Here is a 19,235-nt window from a genome sequence, read left to right as displayed (position 1 = left end):
TCTGATACGCTTGCCACCTCAAGCAAAGCACCTCGGTTCAAGAACAAACAACCTAACCGTGTAAGCTGGTACAGGCTAATAACCGTTTTTAGGTAAAGTTTGCTTGTAGAATAATAGAAATGTCATTATTCTAACCCATTCACTAAGCATGGGTTCAGTTAAGAGGTAGTAGCGCCATGGCAAAGCAGTTGCAACTGCTAATTTTAAACGCTAGCGTTGCTGAGCGTGAAACAATTAAGTTAACACTCAACAAACTTAATGTTTTTACGTTTATTGAAGCCAACGACTCGCAAGAGGCGTTAAAAATACTTAAAAGCCAGCCGGTGGATATTATTATTACGGGCCTTGAAGTCGGCAAAATTGACGGCTGGCGCTTCTCGCGCATGATTCGCTCGGGGTTATTAAAAACCCCAAAAAATACGCCTATACTGCTAACTCCCCCTATATATTGTGAGCGTATCGCTGAAACAACAGCCCGCAGCTATGGTATTGATGCAGTATTGCCTTTTGAACGCCAAGATATGCTGCCGCAAGTCCTTGCTAATGTCCTGTCGACACACCTAGAAAAAAGCAGCCGCCTTAATTTACTCCTGCTTGAAACGAATAACAACAAAGCAAATAACATCAACGAACAACTCAAACTCAGTTTTGCTGTTACACACACGACATCGACAAAAGCTGCACTGGCGACGTACCTACAACAAAAGTTTGCTATTGTATTGATTGATGCAACTCAATCGCAATCAGATCCCGCAGGCGCGCTGATTAGCGAAATATTGCAGCATAATCCTAAACAAGCCATTGTTACCATCATTGATAACAACGATGCTGATTATGCCGAGCAACTGTTACTCTCTGGTGTTACCGACTTTATACGCGCCCCTTATGATCAGTCTTTACTGAGCAAAGTATGTGACCATGCTGCACGCCGTGAAGATTTTATGGTGAGTTATGCAGAGTTTGCACAAAAAGTTGAGCAACTAAGCCAAAGCCAAAGCCGCTATAAAGAGCTTTTTTCGGCTCACCAACGTATTTTATTGCATTTAAACACCGTGGTATTGGAGTTTGATCAGCAAGGAAATATTCGCTTTATTAACCCTGCATGGGAAAACCTCACGGGATACGGCATTAAATCGAGTTTATCTAAGTCGTTAACTGATTTTTGTTTGCCTGAGTGTCAGCCCAAGTTACAAGATACGATTCAAAGTATTTTGCACGGGGGGGAGCTACAACAGCAAGTTGAGATACAACTGAGTCATAAAAACGGCAATGCCATTTGGGTTGAATGCCGAATGCAGTTAATAAAAAACAGCCGTAACTCTGCAACGATTACAGCCACTATCGATAACATTCACGAACGCAAGCAAGCTGAGTTACAGCTTCGTCATTTAGCATTGCATGACACGCTAACTGAATTACATAACCGCTATTATTTTGATCAACAATTGCAACGTATTTGCCAAGCCAAATACACCAATGGCGATATAGAACATGCGCTTATTTATATCGATTTAGATCATTTTAAAATCATCAATGACAGTAAAGGTCATCAACAAGGTGATATTGTGCTTAAAGAAGTCGCTCAACTCTTTACTGCCAATATTAGCGACGAGCACTTAATTTGCCGTATTGGCGGTGATGAATTTGCGGTTATTCTGAAAAACACCAATTTGCTTGATGCCCATTTAGTAGCAGAAAGTATTTGTATGGCCATTGAAAAACATCAATTTCATTCAGAAGGCCAAGAATATTCAATTAGCTGCTCAATTGGCCTAACACAAATTACCGCACAAAATAATGATCCCAACGAATGCCTTAAGCAAGCTGATATTGCGCTGTATGTTGCAAAAAGCTTAGGCCGTAATCTGGTTCATTGTTATTCAAAAGAAGACACTCACCACAATAGCCTACAAGCAGGGTTAGAGTGGGGCCACAGCATTCGCCAAGCACTGCAACACGATGCAATTGAATTACATTACCAACCAATTTGGGACTTTAAACGTGGTCATGTGGCTTACTTTGAAACCTTACTGCGTTTAAAGCTTGATAATGAGCTTATTTACCCGAATCAATTTATTCCCGCATTAGAGTTACTAAACGACACATACCTGATGGACCAATGTGTTATTCGTAATGCGATTAAAAGTGTTGCTGATTTTCCTGAGCTCAACCAAGTGGCTATTAATTTATCGGCACAGTCATTTTTAGATGAACGATTATTACCGCATATAGAATCGAGCCTACAAGAGTATAACGTTGAACCCACGCGTATTATTTTTGAAATAACCGAGTCAGCCAGTATCAATAATTTAGTGGCGACCCGCGCAATGATAGAGCGCCTCAATGGCTTAGGCTGCCATTTCTCGATTGACGACTTTGGCACTGGCTTTAGTACATTTAACTACCTTAAACAGCTGCCAGCACAACATGTAAAAATTGATGGCTCGTTTGTTCGCGATATGTTGAACGACCCTATCGACCTTGCGCTCGTGAAGGCGATAAACGATATTAGCCGCTCTTTAGATAAGCGCTCTGTTGCTGAATACGTTGAAAATAAAGAAATATTTTTAGCATTAAAAGAGATAGGCGTCGATTACGGGCAAGGTTACTTTATTGCACGCCCGATGCCTGTTGAAAAAATTAGCAGTGAGCTTGAAAGAATCTCTAACAATAAACTTTTTAGCTAACAACTGACTAGCTAATCCGCCCCGAATATTGATACATTTTTAAACAATTTTATTAACTTTTTATCTACCATCCTGAGAATACTCATCTATAATTAATTCACGCCAAGAGATAATGTCGCGTATTTATAGTGATAATCTAAAAAAAACATGACATTACCTTTTATATTACACATACTGAAAATAACTTAACATCTATAAGTTCTTGTATTAGCGGTATTTAGGAGAAAAGTGATGACACAACTAATCGTATTGTTACTGATCGTTAATCTAGGGATAGCATATCAATGTTACCGTAATGCGACCTTCAAAGGGTACCCGGTAAAAGTATTTACAGGGTTGGGCTTAGTGCCTTATTTTAATCTGGTTGTTTGGGTTTACTTATTGTTTTTACCCAGCTTAAAGCCTTTTTCAATGGATGAAAAGCAGCCCTTATAGGCTGCTTTTTTGGTTGGAAAATCAATTAATTAAAATACATAGCTTGATGCACGTTCGAGTAGTTGCGACGATTTAATATTCCCCACTACACACTGTTTAATATCTGCTTTTTTAAACACTTTAATGTGATCCTTTTTACTCTGATCGAGTCCGCGAATAACAACACTGACGTGCTCATCGTCGGGTAAGCTTCGTAAACCACTGCCATAATCACACAACGATAATGCAATACTGTTATTTACACTGTTTGTTAGGGCCATCATTTGCTGCTGCTGCTCTTTTGCGCGCGCTTGCTTTTTCTCTGCAAGTTGTTTGCGTAACCTTTGCTGCTTCAATGACAGCGTTTGCTGCTCTTTTTCAAGCTCTTTAATAGAGGCTTGTAACTCTTTTTTACGTTGCTCAAGTGCTTGATTTTCAGCTTCCTTATCATGACGACGCTCAAATTCAATATCACGTTTTTCGCGTTCAAGATCACGAATTTCACGGCTAATATCACGCTCTTGCTCAGCCACTTCACGGACTTGCTCTGCACTTTCACGCATCATTTCCATCGCGTGCTGATACGCTTCTTGCGTTTTAACGACCACAGCGTCGCTTATCACCTGCACATGGTCACCAAGAATCTCAATGTCGCTTATTTCATCAAAATCAATATCTGGCATAGGTGGCAAAGGAGCATCAGGCACCGATGCAAAAATAGTTGACCATCGCGACCCCCGCACGTCAAAACTAAACACCACACCTTGGTGCTGTAAATAACTTGCTGACACGTTGCTCACTTTGTTATCCGTATCTTGCTTTAAAGCAGCCGTAAGAATTTTTTCCATAATTCCCACTTCACGTTGAATTTTATCTAACTCATCACTACTTTGTGCAAACACAGGGTTCACTGTTGCTACACCACATAGCAATAACACCGCACTGGCTATCATGTTCTTTGGCATTTTAATACTCCACGTTGTTGGCAACGGTTGGCATGGGTCGGCCATCCACTTGCTCTGCTAAATCATTCAATTGCATACGCAAGTATGCTTGGTCTTGGGCGCGCTGCGTTTTGATATAAGCAAGCACACTGGCAATATCTTCTTGTCGCTCTACACGACCCGTTTTAATCGCTTCTTTCGCTAGCTGATACATATGCTGTTGCTGTATGTCATTTTGTGCTGTTAGCATGTTCTGCAATTGATCTATTTGTTTTTGTTGTGACTCTAATAAACGAGTTTGCTTAGCCACTTGCTCAAGCAACTGTGAGTCTGTTTGTTCTGGGCTGGTTATTAATAACCAGGCACACAATGCGATAGACGCAGCCATCGCCCATAAACCAGAACCAAAATACACAGCCTGCTTGTGCGCTTGTGGCATACAAGAACCACGATCCCAGTCAGGTACTGGTAATTGTTGATAGTTAAGACTATGCTGCTGCCACTTTGTCGCATTTTCCATCATCAAGGCATAGTCAGGATTACTTTCGAGCAATCTAATTTGCTCTTCCGTTAAGCTTTCACCTTCTAGCCATGCTGTAAATAACGACTCTAAATTAGCCATCTACTGCCTCCAAATGCACTTTTAACTTACCTAACGCACTGTATAATCTTGATTTAGCGGTATTAGTTGAAATACCTAACTGCTCTGCAATTTCCTCAAATGTGCAATGCTGAAAAAACTTTAACTCTACAACCAAACGCTGCTCCCACGGCAAATTGTTCATCATACTTTTAAGCTCATTATGCTGTTGAGATTGCTGTTGATTCGCTTCTATTTCACTACGCTCACAGGCTTCTTCGGGTAAAGCATCTAGGCTTTGGTGGTGCTTACGGCGACGATAATACTCAACACTTCGTCTATGCACGATTTGGTAAAGCCAAGTATTAAAGCTGCAATCTCCCCGAAAGCTAGGCAAACTCTTATACACAGAAATAAACACTTCTTGCATTAAGTCCATTGCATCATCAGGGTGACTCAACATTCGCAAACAATAGTTATAGACCTGCGTTTCATGTTGCTTCACTAATTTCAACCATGCCCGTTTATTGCCTTGTTGCGCCTTGGCAATTAATGTGTCGAGTGATTGAAAAAACACGGTAGCCTCGTCATGTTATTTATCTATCGTAAAAAGGGTTAATGTATAAAGTTAGTCGAGGGAAGGAAAAAAATAGTTTGCTTTAATAATAAAAAACCCCAAACTTTTATTTGGGGCTGCAATTTATTCTGCTGATTGGGTATGTAAGCTGCATTGCTTGGCAAGAAACAGCTCTAACTGTTGACTAAACAGCCTAAAATCGCGGATTCGCCCGGTGGTTTTACGCCACACAATACCAATATCTCGGTATGCGTCGCTTTGTGATGGTGTTGCCACCATGTCTTTTTTCTCTAGAATGCCCGCGTTAATCGCCATTTGCGGTAAAAAAGTAACGCCCAGTTGATGCTCAACCATGCTCAGTAACGTATGTAAGCTGGCCGCTTCAAACGGGTTAATGCAACTTGAGCGATTTAAATGACAAGCACTTAAGGCATGACCTGTCATACAGTGCTCTCGCTCTAGCAAAAACACACTGGCATCGGGCAACAAGTTAAAGTCTTCGACACCTTTCGCTGGCATATAATCTTTATGGTGAACTAAGCTAAAGTGGTCTTTAGCGAGCACTTGGGTGTGAAACTTTTCGGTATCGAACGGCAACGCAAGCAACGCGATATCAATTTGCCCGTGTTCAAGCTTATCCAGTAACTTTTCACTGGTATCTTCAACAAGTACTAACTCAAGCTCGGTAAATGTTTGCTTGCAAAAGTGATACAACGGCGCCGCGATAAAGCTGGCGATGGTAGGGATTACGCCTAAGGTTAACTTACCACTTAACGGGGTTAAAAAGCTTTTGGTGAGTTCTTTCAAACTTAGCGTATCGTCAATGATTTTACGTGCTTTCTCTACGACCTCTTCCCCAATGGCAGTAAACATTAAGCTGCGATTTTCACGCTCGATAAGCTGACAACCTAAGGTTTCTTCTAAGTTTTGAATCGCACTGCTTAACGTGGACTGACCAATAAAGCAGGCACTTGCGGCACGACCAAAGTGTTGGTGCTGATGAACGGCGAGTAAATATTGTAGTTGTTTAATACTGGGTAAGTTATTCATACTCTTTTTTACTACCTGCAAATAAAAAGACCCCAATACCTAGGGCATTGAGATCTTTTCAAGCTAAAAGTCTGTTAGTACTTTTTAAACGCCGAAGGCTGTTCTCAGTACGTAGAAAATAACAATAGCAAGGGCTGCGCCAACTGGCAATGTAATTACCCAAGAAACTACAATGTTTCTTACAACACCCATGTTAAGCGCTGCGATACCACGTGCCATACCAACACCTAATACAGCACCTACAAGCGTTTGTGTTGTAGAGATTGGTAAACCCGTGCCTGATGCAATAACAACCGTTGATGCAGCAGCTAGCTCAGCAGCGAAACCACGGCTAGGCGTTAAGTGAGTAATACCTTCACCGATTGTTTTGATTACTTTCTTACCTAAAATAGCAAGACCAGCAACAATACCCAAACCACCCAGTGGTAGAATCCACCATGCGATAGCGGCTTTCTTAGCAATTTCACCGTTGTGCTCAACAATGTTTACAACAGCGGCTAGTGGACCAATCGCGTTTGCAACATCGTTCGAACCATGGGCGAATGCCATACAACAAGCTGTTAATACCATTAATACCGCGAACACTTTTTCAACGTTATTAAATTGCATTTTCTTGTCAGCTTTAGGATCAATTTTTAAGCGTGAAATAGCAAACTTACCAATAATACCAACCACGACAGCGATCGCGATAGAAAGTGCGTAACCCTCAACAGCGCCTAGGTTAATACCAATGTGCTTCAAGCCTTTCTTAATCGTAACTAAAGACATAATGAAGCCCGCTAGACCCATATACACAGGGACAAAGCGCTTAGCGTTTTTAAGTGGAGCATCGGTATCAAAAATAAGCTTTTGTGCACTCATAAAGATAAGGTAAGCAATAAAGCCCGAAATTGCAGGTGTTACAATCCAACTCCCCACAATGCCCAGTACTTTATTCCATTGGATTGCTTCGCTGCCAACAGCCACTAAAGCAAAACCAATAATCGCACCGATAATTGAGTGAGTAGTCGATACAGGCCAGCCAAGGAAAGAGGCGATTAATAGCCAGCTACCTGCAGCAAATAACGCGGCAATCATGCCTAAGATCATAAGCTCAGGTATATCAATAAATGGCGTGGCGTCGATAATTCCTTTACGAATAGTTGATGTAACCTCACCACCGGCAAGGTAAGCACCTGCGAATTCAAACACCATCGCAATAATAATTGCTTGTTTGATAGTAAGTGCTTTTGAACCTACTGATGTACCCATCGCATTGGCAACGTCATTTGCACCAATACCATAAGCCATGAAGAAACCGACTGCTGCGGCAATTAAAACTAAAAAAGTGCCGTAATTTGCAATGATATCCATTGTGTGAAACCTTTAATTTTTCGTATTTGAACTGATTTTAAATTAACGAGCTAACATCAGCTCAAGACGAGAACCTACGCGCTCTGCAATATCAGCTAGATCGCCGACCCACTCAATGATCTTGTACAAGAACATCACATCAATTGGGTTTAGTTCATTTTCAACGGCGCGCAATTGACGGCGTATTTTGATTTGCATGTCATCCGTGTCTTGTTCGATTGCATCCAATTCAACGAGCATTTTTTCTACTAAAGTCACTTCGCGACCTTTGAAGCCCGTTTCAAGTAGCTCATCTAACTCGTTAATTGCTTTTGATGCTTGTTTTGTCGCATCAACACAACGTGTTACATAAGCAAGAAAATCTTCTTGAATTTCTACCGGAATCGTCATTTCTCGACCAATTACACGACCTGCAATGTCTTTTGCTTTATTCGCAATTTTGTCTTGTTGGGTAACAAGCTCTAACAAATCGGTACGCTCAACTGGCATAAATAAGCCGCGCGGTAGTTGAAGGCGAATGTTACGTTTCATGTCATCCGCTTCACGTTCTAAATTACGAATGTTTAGACGGATTTCCTCCGCTTCTTTCCATTCTTCTTTAAAAACGTGATTAAAGAAAGGGATCAAAGCTTTGCTTGCTTGATGTACTTTCTTAATGTGATCTTCCATAGGCTTAATAGGAGATTTAGCAAAAACCCCTAAAAATGCATTTGTAGGCATAACTGACCCTTTATAAATTAGTATGCTTTGGCAGGTTCGAATTTTACAGCATTGTGTACGATTTTGAACGCTTTTTCTGCCTGACATCACCAATAATAGACAAAGCGGCCTAAAGCCGCTCGGTTTAAAAATGAAAAGTGCTTAAAAATTTACAGCGACTTTTCGATATCTGCTTGAGATGTATGACGAATATCTTTACCGTTCACAAAATAGATAATGTATTCTGCGATATTCTGACAACGGTCGCCAATACGCTCAAGTGAACGAACTGACCACACTAAATCCATAATTTTAGGGATTGAGCGTGGATCTTCCATCATATATGTCATAATTTGACGCGTAATTGCTTCATATTCACGGTCAACTTTTGCATCTTCTTTGTGAACTTCGAAGGCACATTGCACATCCATACGGGCAAATGCATCAAGTACATCATGAAGCATCTTCGACACTTGGCGACCCATATTTTCAATATTAACAAGAAGATCTTGTTGGTCTTTGGTAAATGAATCAAGTGCCACTTTTGCAATGCGCTCTGCTTCGTCACCAATGCGCTCTAAGTCGGCGATTGTTTTCGCAATCGCAATAACTAAACGTAAATCACTGGCAGCAGGCTGACGACGTGCAATAATGCGTGTGCATTCTTCGTCAATATTGACTTCCATGGCGTTTACTTTGTAGTCGTTTTCACGGACTTTTTGCGCCAATTCTGCATCACCTTTACTGACCGCATCAAGCGCACTATTTAACTGCTGCTCAACTAAGCCACCCATGCTAAGTACATGGTTACGAACATTTTCAAGCTCTTCATTAAAGCGACCTGAAATATGCTTATTAATATTATGTTCCATTGTCTACCTCTATAAAATTCGTTTACGTTACCAAGTGTTTTATTCGACTAGCCGTAGCGGCCAGTGATGTAATCTTCTGTTTTCTTTTTACTTGGTGTCGTAAATAAGGTGTTGGTATCTGAATACTCTATCAATTCGCCCATGTACATAAACGCTGTTTGGTCTGATACACGCGCGGCTTGTTGCATGTTATGAGTAACAATAACCACGGTAAACTTATTCTTTAAGTCGTTAATGAGCTCTTCAATAACTAATGTAGAAATTGGATCGAGTGCCGATGTTGGCTCATCTAACAAGAGCACTTCTGGCTCAATCGCAATTGATCGCGCAATCACAAGACGTTGCTGCTGACCACCTGATAGGCCAAATGCACTATCGTGAAGACGATCTTTTACTTCATCCCACAATGCAGCACCACGTAAAGATTGCTCAACGACTTCGTCTAATTTACGCTTTTCTTTAATTCCTTGTAAGCGTAGGCCATAAACAACATTTTCGTAGATTGATTTTGGAAATGGATTCGGACGTTGGAATACCATACCAACATTACGACGCAGTGCGGCAACATCGACACTTTTATCGTAGATGTTATGACCATGTAGTAAAATTTCACCGGTGATACGACAGCTATCTACTAAATCATTCATACGGTTAATACAACGAAGCAGCGTCGATTTACCACACCCTGATGGGCCGATAAACGCTGTTACCTGACCTTTGGGAATCTTCATATTTACGCCGCTAAGCGCTTGTTTATCACCGTAGTATAGATCTAAATCTTTAATCTCTAACGCAGTTTGCTCTGCGGTTAGATTCTCTAAGTCTAGTTTTGCCGCGCTTTTCGCTTGGTTTACGTGTGGTGCAACTGTAATCATCTCTGTCTACCTATAAAAATTCTGTATTAATGCTCTAGAGCTCTAAACTTTTCGCGTAAATGGTTACGAATACCAATCGCGGTGATATTCAGGGCGATAATTACTGAAACCAGTAAGAATGCCGTGGCATATACAAGCGGACGCGCCGCTTCTACGTTCGGGCTTTGGAAACCAACATCATAAATGTGGAAACCTAAGTGCATAAATTTTCTATCTAAATGTACGTATGGGAAGTTGCCGTCTAGTGGCAATGTAGGCGCCATTTTAACCACACCCACTAACATAAGTGGCGCAACCTCGCCCGCGGCACGTGCAACCGCTAAAATTAATCCAGTCATAATCGCTGGGCTGGCCATTGGAATAATAATACGCCATAAGGTTTCAGCTTTTGTCGCACCCAGAGCTAATGAACCGTGGCGAACAGTACTTGGAATACGTGATAAACCTTCTTCTGTTGAAACGATAACCACAGGTAAGGTTAAAATCGCAAGGGTCAATGCCGACCATATCACACCTGGCGTACCAAAAACGGGGCTTGGCGATGATTCAGGGTAAAATAATTGGTCAATACTGCCACCCAACATGTAAACGAAGAAACCCAGACCAAATACACCGTAAACAATAGATGGTACACCCGCAAGGTTGATAACGGCGATGCGAATCATCTTCGTGACAGCATTTTTGGCTGCATATTCGTGCAAGTAAATTGCCGCAACCACACCAAATGGCGTCACAATAACGGCCATCAGTAATACCATGAACACGGTACCGAAAATCGCAGGGAATACACCCCCTTCGGTGTTTGCTTCGCGCGGGTCATCTGACACAAACTTACCTAACTGTACAAAGTAATGACCTAACTTAGCAAAGAACCCCATGTCATTTGGGAACCACACATCAAGCACTTGATAAAGTGGTAATGTAACAACCTCACCGCGCATATCTTTTACGGTTACTTGGTCACGCTTTGCTTCTTTGCGTAGCGCAAAAAGTTGTTTTTCAAGTACCGAGTATTCTTCACGTAGCTCAGCACGGGCAGCTGCCAGCTCTGCAACACGTTCATCGGTAAGTTCATTATCAAGCTGATACGCTTTTTCTTTTAAACGTAAGCGCTCAAGTTCGTAGTTAATGTGACCAATGTCGCCATTTTGCAGATCAAGTGCTTGGTCATTTAACTCAACAGCACGCTCAACAAGATCATAGAGTACGTCTATTTTGTTCTCTGTGATAACTTCGCCGTCTTTAATAACTTGGTCAACATAGCCGTAAAAATTACCATTTTTACTGCGCTCAAATACGGCAAGTTCGGCCGGCGCTGTGCGTGATTTGATATCGGTTTCTAATACCCAACGGAAATCTAAATCAACGTATTCACGGTTACCGGTTTTAATTAATAAACGTTCTAACTGCTCTTTGTCGTAATGAGATAAATCAACGCCTGTTGCCTCAATACGTGACTTTGCAACGAGCTCACGATCATAAACTTCACCAATCACAGTTTGTTTTGCAACTGAGCCTTGTAACTCAAGTTGAATAACTTCTGATGGCCAGAAAAAGCTTAAACCTTTCCAAGCTATCATGGCTAACAAACCAAGAACTGAGATTAAACTGATGCTCACCGCACCACCGGTCATCCAAATCCAAGGAGAACCAGACTTAAACCACTGCTTTACCATGTCGTGTCTCTCCACCTACATTGAACTGTATTTATCACGCAGTTGCTGACGAACAAACTCAGCCACTGTGTTGAAAATAAATGTGAATATGAATAGTACAAACGCTGCTAAGAATAGAATGCGATAATGCGAGCTGCCTACTTCTGACTCTGGCATTTCAACCGCGATATTCGCTGCAAGTGTTCGCATACCTTGGAAAATACTCCAGTCCATAATAGGCGTGTTACCTGTTGCCATAAGTACAATCATTGTTTCACCCACTGCACGGCCAAGACCCATCATCACTGCTGAGAAAATACCTGGGCTTGCAGTAAGAAGAACCACACGTACCAGTGTTTGCCATTGTGTTGCACCGAGTGCCAGTGAACCATTCGATAAATGTTTAGGAACACTGAACACCGCATCTTCTGCAATCGAGAAAATAGTGGGGATAACCGCAAAGCCCATCGCAATACCGACAACGAGCGAGTTACGTTGGTCGAATGTCATGCCTAATTCATTGGTGAGGTACTGACGAACATTACCATCGAATACCCATGATTCAATTGTGCCACTCATCGCAAATGACAACCAACCAATAAACAGCACAACCGGAATCAATAAGATTGAGTGCGAACCTTCAGGCACACGGTGACGAATAGAAGCTGGCAGCTTATTCCAACCAAATGCAGTCAGTAAGATACCAATCGGTAGTAACAGCAGTAAGCCCACAATCGCTGGTAAATGCTCTTCAATTAACGGCGCTAACCAAAGACCAGCTAAGAAACCCAAAATAACGGTCGGTAACGCTTCCATGATTTCAACGGTTGGCTTTACGACTTTACGCAGCTCACTCGACATGAAGTATGCGGTGTAGATAGCCGCAGATAAGGCAATTGGTACCGCAAATAACATCGCGTATAGTGCGGCTTTAATGGTACCGAATGAAATTGGCACTAACGAGAATTTAGACTCAAAATCATCACTCGCTGAAGTTGATTGCCAAATGTATGCAGGTTCAGGGTAACCTTCGTACCAAACCTCTTGCCATAATGCAGACCACGTTACTTCTGGGTGCTCATTATGGATTTCAATCACTTTCAATGCATCATCAGCAAGAATAAGTGCAGCATTTGAACGCGGCGCAATTGCAAAATTATCAATTGGGCCGTCACTGACTTTACCTTGCCACAGCTTTGCTTCACTGGTGGTGTAGTAAATGCCTAGTTCGCCATTGGCACCCGCAGTAAAGAAAGTGCGGCGATAGAATTCAGTGAAAATACTTAACTTTGATTGTTTGCTGGTTTCAAACGCGCGAATTTTTTGAAACTCACGGCCTTCGTCGGTATTCACCTCAAACCACTGCGAAACTTCGCCATTATCATTGGCAAGCATCAATGAGTTTGCACCGGCAAGTAATTGCGTAGAAACAAGGTTTGCGTTTTCTTCGTTTGCAGCAAGTACTTGAATAAGCTCTACCTCAGACGGATAGCGCGTATCGTAAACATAAATTTGGTTAGCTGAGCGAATCAAGGTGCGCGTCGTATCTGGCGACATTAATAACTCATCAACACGGCCATCAATATCAAGCTCTGTGCGCTCAACGCTCCATTCAACTTCGCCAGTGAACATGTTCTCTTCAGCTAAAAAGCTGCTAAATAAAACACGTTTATCCGCAGTTAACGCAACCACCGCGGTTTTATCTTCGTAATGGCTAAATGCAAACTTCTTAATGGCAGCGCCTTGCTCATCAACTTCTAACGCCACTTTACCCAGAGGGTAATCTAAACGAGGCGTTAATTGACGCTCATTGTTAGGGAATGTGACCAAAAACTTCGGCACCACAACCATAACAGACCCGTTTTCAAGGCCATAAGCGTATTGCCCTTGAAAAGGAGCAGAGCTTGCAAAACTGCTTACATCACTGGGGAGTTCAGTGTTAAGAGTGGTGATTTTTTTACCGAAGTGTTGTTTTTCAACATTGTAAAAATCAACCGTGCCTTTTTCGCCTAGTAAAAAGGCAACTTCGGTTTGTTCTTCAATACCGAGCCCAACAATTTCTGACGCATTTTGTAGTTTGACACTGTTACGTGTCTCTACTTTTGCTGATTCAAAAATAGGTTGAACAACATAAAGAAGGTAAAAGAAAATTAGTAACAGCGCGACAAGCACCATTACACCACCTGCGGAAATACCCCACTTGGCAAACCGATCTTTAAATAGACGGCTTCTATCCGTATGAAAGGTCGGTTTATTCGGATTGGAAGTCATCAAAACACCCTTAAATCTTAACGTTGGGCGCATTATATTTCACCAAGATGACAGTATTGTTACAAACGTCATATTTCAGTGTAATAAAACAGGTATTTTAGATACGGGGTTTATCCCTAAAACATGACCAAAATACTACCAAAAACAATACTCTAAGAATGCCAAAGGAATTAAGCTAACAATTTGTTATCGCTAATTTTTTATTACTCTATGGAAAAAATTGGACAAACGTTAAATCAGCATTAATACTCAATGTGACTTATTTTTTTCAATAATAAGAATCATCTTAACCCAACGCCTCCTTCCTTTTTTGCATTTTTCAGAGGCTTTTTATAGAGAATTAAATATGAAGCAGTTAGTAATTACTATTTTAGGTCCCGATAAACCGGGCCTCGTCGAAGACATTTCAGCCACGATTTTAAGCCATCATGGCAATTGGTTAACCAGTAACTTAAGTCATTTAGCGGGTCATTTTGCGGGCATTATTGAAGCCGCAGTTCCTGAAGAACACTTGCAAGAATTGCAAGATGCGCTGCACAGCTTACCGCATTTAGAGGTAAGAATTGAGCGCGGCACTGATACCTTACCTGACGTGCCTTCTGAAGAAATTAATTTTGTGATCACCGGTAACGATAGACCAGGCATCGTGCAAGAGCTTGCCAGTGTCATTCGCCACAAAGGCGCTAACATTACGCATCTCAATTCAAAACAACAGAGTGCGCCAAATTGGGGAGTGCCAATTTTTAGCGCGGTGGCCACCGTTGCGCTACCAGTGGGGATGAACAAAGACGAAGTTATCAGTGCGCTTGAATCGATTACCACCGATCTTATTGTTGATATAGAAGATGCTTAATCAACGACTATAAGGGCACAAATAACCCTTGATACCTAACGACGTGTCACATTAGTGACACGTATGTCACATAACCGTCATCTGCATCCTCTATATTCTAACTAGCCAGAAACGTTGGAAAAACAGATGAACGCAAGTCACTCCTCTTCGCACGCCGTCACTTACTTTGCCAAAGAGCTTAGTTGGCTGTCTTTTAATGAGCGCGTACTGCAAGAAGCAAAAGACAAGTCGAATCCAATCATCGAACGAATGCGCTTTTTAGGGATTTATTCAAACAACATGGACGAATTTTTCCGTGTGCGTGTCGCCGATGTTAAGCGTCGTATTCTTCTTAACAAACTGCCTGATGCGAATTTTGAAGAAGACGAAATACTGTTACAGCAAATACAAAAAAAAGTACTGCAACTAGGTAAGAAATTTAATCAAATTCATAAGGATATTTTAGCCGACTTAAATGAGCACAATATTCATGTTGAATTACCCGAAAAGTTAAGCGAATTCCATTTAAACTGGCTAGAAAAATTCTTTCACGACAGTGTATTGCAACATATTTTACCTATTTTGATCACTGAGAAAAAAGACTACTCCGATCAAATTAACGACACAATGACCTACTTTTTTGTCGAAATGAGTACGCAAAAAAGCCATTACGCAATGCTTGAAGTCCCTACCGACCGAGTGCCGCGTTTTATTATTTTGCCGCCAGAGAAAACTCGTCGCCATAAAACCATTGTGATGCTGGATGACATCATCGCTTATTTTATTCGCGATGTGTTTAGCAGCTTTTTTAGTTTTGATGATATTCAGTGCTATGCAATTAAATTAACCCGTGATGCTGAGTACAATCTAGATGATGAACTTGAAGAAGGGTTGCTCGATAAAATGTCGAAGGGGCTAAAACAGCGGATTTATGCCGAGCCTGTACGCCTTGTTTATGATGAAAGCATGCCCGATGACATGCTCAGTGTCATGAAAAAACGCCTCAATATAAGCCAGCATGATGCGCTTATTCCTGCAGGACGCTATCGCAATTTTAGAGACTTTATCGCCTTTCCGAATGTGGGTCGCCAATACTTAGAAAATAAACCATTAGTGGCGTTAAAAAGTGCTGCATTTAATCAGTTTTCAAGTGTGTTTGACGCGATTTCAGCACACGATATTTTACTCTACTACCCCTATCATACCTTTAATCATTTATTAGAGTTTGTTCGCCAAGCTGCGTTTGACCCTGATGTTACGCAAATTAAAGTAAATATATATCGCGTTGCGAGCCAATCGCGCTTAGTGTCAACGCTGATTAATGCTGCAAAAAATGGCAAGCATGTCACAGTTATGGTTGAGTTAAAGGCGCGCTTTGACGAGCAAAATAATATTGAGTGGGCGAAAACGCTGAGTAATGCTGGGGTTAAAGTTATTTTTGGTATTCCCGCATTAAAAGTGCACAGTAAATTGTGCGTTATTCACCGTAAAGAAAAAAACACCGTCGTGAAGTATGCTCACATTGGGACGGGTAATTTCCATGAAAAAACCGCAAAAATTTATACCGACTTTAGCTTATTCACCAAACACGAGGGGATCACAGAAGAGTGTGACAGCGTGTTCAAATTTATTGAAAGTAGCTACCGACCTTTTCATTTTGAACATTTAATGATTTCGCCTGTCAATGCGCGCGAAACGATTATGGCGCTCATTGATGATGAAATAGCCCTCGTAGAGCGTGGAAAACAGGGCCGTATTACCTTAAAAGTGAATAATTTAGTTGATAAGCAGCTTGTCGATCACCTTTATTTTGCTGCAAGACGCGGTGTTAAAATACGTATTATCGTTCGCGGTATGTGCTCATTAGTCCCTACAACCACCAGTGCGCATGACAATATTCGTATCATAAGCATTGTTGACCGATTTTTAGAACATCCCAGAGTGATGGTGTTCCATAACAATGGTGATGAAAAAGTCTATATTTCCTCTGCCGATTGGATGACCCGAAATTTAGACCATCGTGTCGAAGTGGCCGTTCCTATTTTTGATGCAAAACTTAAGCAACTCATTATTGATATTCTTGAGCTACAGTTTAAAGACCGAACTAAAGCACGTTTGATCGACAGTGAGCAGAAAAATCACTATGTTCGCCGAGGTAATCGCAAGAAAATTCGCTCGCAAATTGCCATCTACGATCACTTAAAGAAATGGGAAAGTAACTATAATAATGAATGATTATCCTTCAATTGCTGCAGTAGATTTAGGCTCAAACAGTTTTCATTTAGTGGTCGCAAGAGAAGTCGATGGCTCTTTGCAAATACTCCATAAAGAAAAGCAGCGGGTATATTTAGCGGATGGCTTAGATGATAAAAATCATTTGAGCCAAGCGGCAATCGAACGCGCTTTAGCTATCCTTAAGCAGTTTGCAGCCACATTACAGGACTTTCCACTTGAGAACGTGAAGGTTGCCGCCACGTATACACTAAGACGTGCCAAAAACATTCACTCGTTTTTAACCCAAGCCAGTGACGTTTTTCCATACCCGATTGAGGTCATTTCAGGACAAGAAGAAGCGCGCTTGATATACCAAGGCGTCGCGCATTACATTCATCATGATAATAATCGCTTAGTCATTGATATCGGCGGTGGAAGCACCGAATTAATTATCGGTAAACACTTTAAGCATCGCTTACTTTCAAGCCGAAACATGGGGTGTGTCAGCTATACAAAGCAGTTTTTTGCTGATGGACAAATTAATGCCAAACGCTTCGCGAAAGCACAAATACGCGCAGAGCAAGAACTTGAAGTTATCTTTGCGAACTACATCAACACAGGTTGGCAATCTGTCGTGGGGACATCGGGTACAATAAAATCAGTTTTGGCAATGATTAATGCAAATGACGCAGAGCAAGAGCTGATTACTCTTGAAAGACTGCATGAGCTTAAAACGCAATTTATTGCCGCTAAACAGATTCAAAATTTACACATTGAAGGTTTAACACCTGAGCGACAAGAGAGTATTTGTGGTGGGCTCGCGATTTTAATTGCACTCTTTACGCTTTTCGACATCGATGCGATGCAATACAGTGACTTTTCACTGCGTGAAGGGCTCTTGCATGAAATGCAGCAAAAACTCGCACACAAAGATATTCGCACCAATACCATTCATAATTTAAGCGATCGCAATACCATCGACAAAGAACACGCAAACCGCGTATCTAGCACCGCTGAATGGTTATTTGAACACGTTAAAACACCCTGGCAGCTCAGCCATCCCGATTTTTTAAATTTACTTAATTGGGCGGCACAGTTACATGAAATAGGGCTGGGCATAAACTCATCTGGTTTACATAAACACAGTGCTTATATTGTGGCAAATAGTCAGCTTCCGGGCTTTACACAGCAACAGCAAACGCTACTCAGCTGTATGATCCGCTTTTACCGTAAAAAGATTCGTTTAGACCAATTTCCCACTTTACACACAGTGCAACACCATCAAATTTTACAGCTGATCGTGATTTTGCGTCTTGCCGTGCTTTTAAATCAAAAACGCACACCAGATCAAAGCGTGTCGTTAACGGTAACGGCCAAGCAAAATAGCATGCTCTTAAAATTCAACGACACGTGGCTGAAGGAACATACTTTGCTTTTGGCCGATTTACAGCAAGAACAAAAATACCTTAAAAAAGTCGGCTTTTTGCTCGATTTTCATTAATGATACCGCTCTGCTTAATTAGTGGTCTATTTTGAGGCAATAAAACCGCGTTGATAACAAGGCTAAAATGTCGTTATTTAGTTGTTCTCGGCCATTGCTCCTGCATTGCATCGCTCTGCATCCATACAGTCGTAAATCAGACATTTTTAACGCAGGTAGCAACTGGTTTAATCACCCAAAATGATTAAGTATTATTGCGGATTAATGATGTTACATATCCCTATGACGATTAGCACTTTGCATCATTTGCTTTAAGCCTTGATGCTCAAGTTCGAGTAAGCGCTCAAGCTTTTCAATCGTGTCTTGGGTTTCTGCTCGCGAAACAAGGTACTCGTATAAATCGATCACCTTTTTATGTTGAGTTGATAGGTAAACTTGAATGGCTGTTTCGTCTATTTGCTGATCAGTGCTGATGTCACTGAATGTGATCAGTTCAGGGTTGTCTGCAAAGTATTCATAACAGTAAGTATCAAGGGTGTTTATTTCGGTAATGGCCTTAAAGCCAACCAAATCTTCGGCGAGCTTTTTCTCATAGTTGAGATAATACTCCACCAGCATTTGATTATGTTCATCCAATAAGTCTTTTACACTATGGAAGTTGGCCGCCATTTGGGTGTGAAATAAAACGGTCCAATCATAAACCTGTTGTATTGTTTTAACTTGCATGTGCATTCCTTATTAAAGTCAATTTAATAAATAAATGCATATATC

At 41.3% G+C, this 19,235-nt stretch carries 16 protein-coding genes; 5 read left to right on the top strand and 11 right to left on the bottom strand.

Annotated features, from left to right (window positions below; translation table 11 throughout):
* The first annotated feature begins 176 nt into the window (after window positions 1-176).
* The gene (locus ACSSVW_RS13695) at window positions 177-2,687 is read left to right on the top strand and encodes a two-component system response regulator (protein ID WP_454179494.1); all 2,511 of its coding nucleotides are present in this window, start codon (window positions 177-179) and stop codon (window positions 2,685-2,687) included.
* A gap of 231 nt (window positions 2,688-2,918) precedes the next feature.
* Window positions 2,919-3,122 carry a hypothetical protein gene (locus tag ACSSVW_RS13690; protein ID WP_118844706.1) on the top strand — a complete coding sequence of 68 codons (204 nt, stop codon included), beginning with the start codon at window positions 2,919-2,921 and terminating at the stop codon, window positions 3,120-3,122.
* A 29-nt stretch (window positions 3,123-3,151) separates the two neighbouring features.
* Here ACSSVW_RS13690 and ACSSVW_RS13685 read toward each other — a convergent pair whose 3' ends face one another.
* From ACSSVW_RS13685 to ACSSVW_RS13640, 10 genes are all read right to left on the bottom strand, one after another.
* Complete coding sequence (locus tag ACSSVW_RS13685; RefSeq protein WP_454179493.1) at window positions 3,152-4,066, bottom strand: hypothetical protein; 915 nt, start codon at window positions 4,064-4,066, stop codon at window positions 3,152-3,154.
* A 1-nt stretch (window position 4,067) separates the two neighbouring features.
* Window positions 4,068-4,667, bottom strand: coding sequence for a hypothetical protein (locus tag ACSSVW_RS13680; protein WP_074989224.1), 600 nt, complete (start codon window positions 4,665-4,667; stop codon window positions 4,068-4,070).
* A complete protein-coding gene (locus ACSSVW_RS13675) occupies window positions 4,660-5,202 on the bottom strand; it encodes an RNA polymerase sigma factor (RefSeq protein ID WP_074989223.1) in 543 nt (180 codons plus the stop codon). Before ACSSVW_RS13675 ends, ACSSVW_RS13680 begins: the two co-directional genes overlap by 8 nt.
* 123 nt (window positions 5,203-5,325) lie before the next feature.
* Window positions 5,326-6,252 carry a hydrogen peroxide-inducible genes activator gene (locus tag ACSSVW_RS13670; RefSeq protein WP_036973310.1) on the bottom strand — a complete coding sequence of 309 codons (927 nt, stop codon included), beginning with the start codon at window positions 6,250-6,252 and terminating at the stop codon, window positions 5,326-5,328.
* A gap of 84 nt (window positions 6,253-6,336) precedes the next feature.
* The gene (locus ACSSVW_RS13665; RefSeq protein WP_036973311.1) at window positions 6,337-7,605 is read right to left on the bottom strand and encodes an inorganic phosphate transporter; all 1,269 of its coding nucleotides are present in this window, start codon (window positions 7,603-7,605) and stop codon (window positions 6,337-6,339) included.
* 42 nt (window positions 7,606-7,647) lie between these two features.
* Entirely contained in the window at window positions 7,648-8,325 is a 678-nt protein-coding gene (locus ACSSVW_RS13660; RefSeq protein ID WP_036973312.1) for a TIGR00153 family protein, read from the bottom strand.
* A 149-nt stretch (window positions 8,326-8,474) separates the two neighbouring features.
* A complete protein-coding gene (gene phoU / locus ACSSVW_RS13655; RefSeq protein ID WP_036973313.1) occupies window positions 8,475-9,176 on the bottom strand; it encodes a phosphate signaling complex protein PhoU in 702 nt (233 codons plus the stop codon).
* Between the two features lie 47 nt (window positions 9,177-9,223).
* Window positions 9,224-10,051: a phosphate ABC transporter ATP-binding protein PstB gene (pstB, locus tag ACSSVW_RS13650; RefSeq protein WP_036973314.1), complete on the bottom strand. Its 828-nt coding sequence runs from the start codon at window positions 10,049-10,051 to the stop codon at window positions 9,224-9,226.
* 26 nt (window positions 10,052-10,077) lie between these two features.
* Window positions 10,078-11,727 carry a phosphate ABC transporter permease PstA gene (pstA, locus tag ACSSVW_RS13645; RefSeq protein ID WP_036973315.1) on the bottom strand — a complete coding sequence of 550 codons (1,650 nt, stop codon included), beginning with the start codon at window positions 11,725-11,727 and terminating at the stop codon, window positions 10,078-10,080.
* Window positions 11,728-11,742: 15 nt separating this feature from the next.
* On the bottom strand, window positions 11,743-13,977 hold the full coding sequence (locus ACSSVW_RS13640; RefSeq protein ID WP_454179492.1) for an ABC transporter permease subunit: 2,235 nt from the start codon (window positions 13,975-13,977) through the stop codon (window positions 11,743-11,745).
* Between the two features lie 346 nt (window positions 13,978-14,323).
* Here ACSSVW_RS13640 and ACSSVW_RS13635 point away from each other — a divergent pair, with 346 nt between their 5' ends.
* The 3 genes from ACSSVW_RS13635 to ppx all read left to right on the top strand — a co-directional run bounded on the left by ACSSVW_RS13635 (window position 14,324) and on the right by ppx (window position 18,524).
* On the top strand, window positions 14,324-14,830 hold the full coding sequence (locus tag ACSSVW_RS13635; RefSeq protein WP_036973316.1) for a glycine cleavage system protein R: 507 nt from the start codon (window positions 14,324-14,326) through the stop codon (window positions 14,828-14,830).
* A 126-nt stretch (window positions 14,831-14,956) separates the two neighbouring features.
* Window positions 14,957-17,044 carry a polyphosphate kinase 1 gene (gene ppk1 / locus ACSSVW_RS13630; protein WP_065979567.1) on the top strand — a complete coding sequence of 696 codons (2,088 nt, stop codon included), beginning with the start codon at window positions 14,957-14,959 and terminating at the stop codon, window positions 17,042-17,044.
* Window positions 17,037-18,524 (top strand): exopolyphosphatase, encoded by a 1,488-nt coding sequence (gene ppx, locus ACSSVW_RS13625; protein WP_454179491.1) that lies wholly within the window; start codon window positions 17,037-17,039, stop codon window positions 18,522-18,524. The genes ppk1 and ppx overlap by 8 nt, the downstream gene beginning before the upstream one ends.
* 210 nt (window positions 18,525-18,734) lie before the next feature.
* Here the strand turns inward: ppx and ACSSVW_RS13620 are convergent, their stop codons facing one another.
* Window positions 18,735-19,190 (bottom strand): hypothetical protein, encoded by a 456-nt coding sequence (locus ACSSVW_RS13620; RefSeq protein WP_036973319.1) that lies wholly within the window; start codon window positions 19,188-19,190, stop codon window positions 18,735-18,737.
* Between the last annotated feature and the right edge of the window lie 45 nt (window positions 19,191-19,235).

The organism is Pseudoalteromonas sp. MBR-15, from assembly GCF_053628915.1.
Note: the sequence above shows the minus strand (reverse complement) of the source record. Positions and strands in the feature narration are given on the sequence as shown.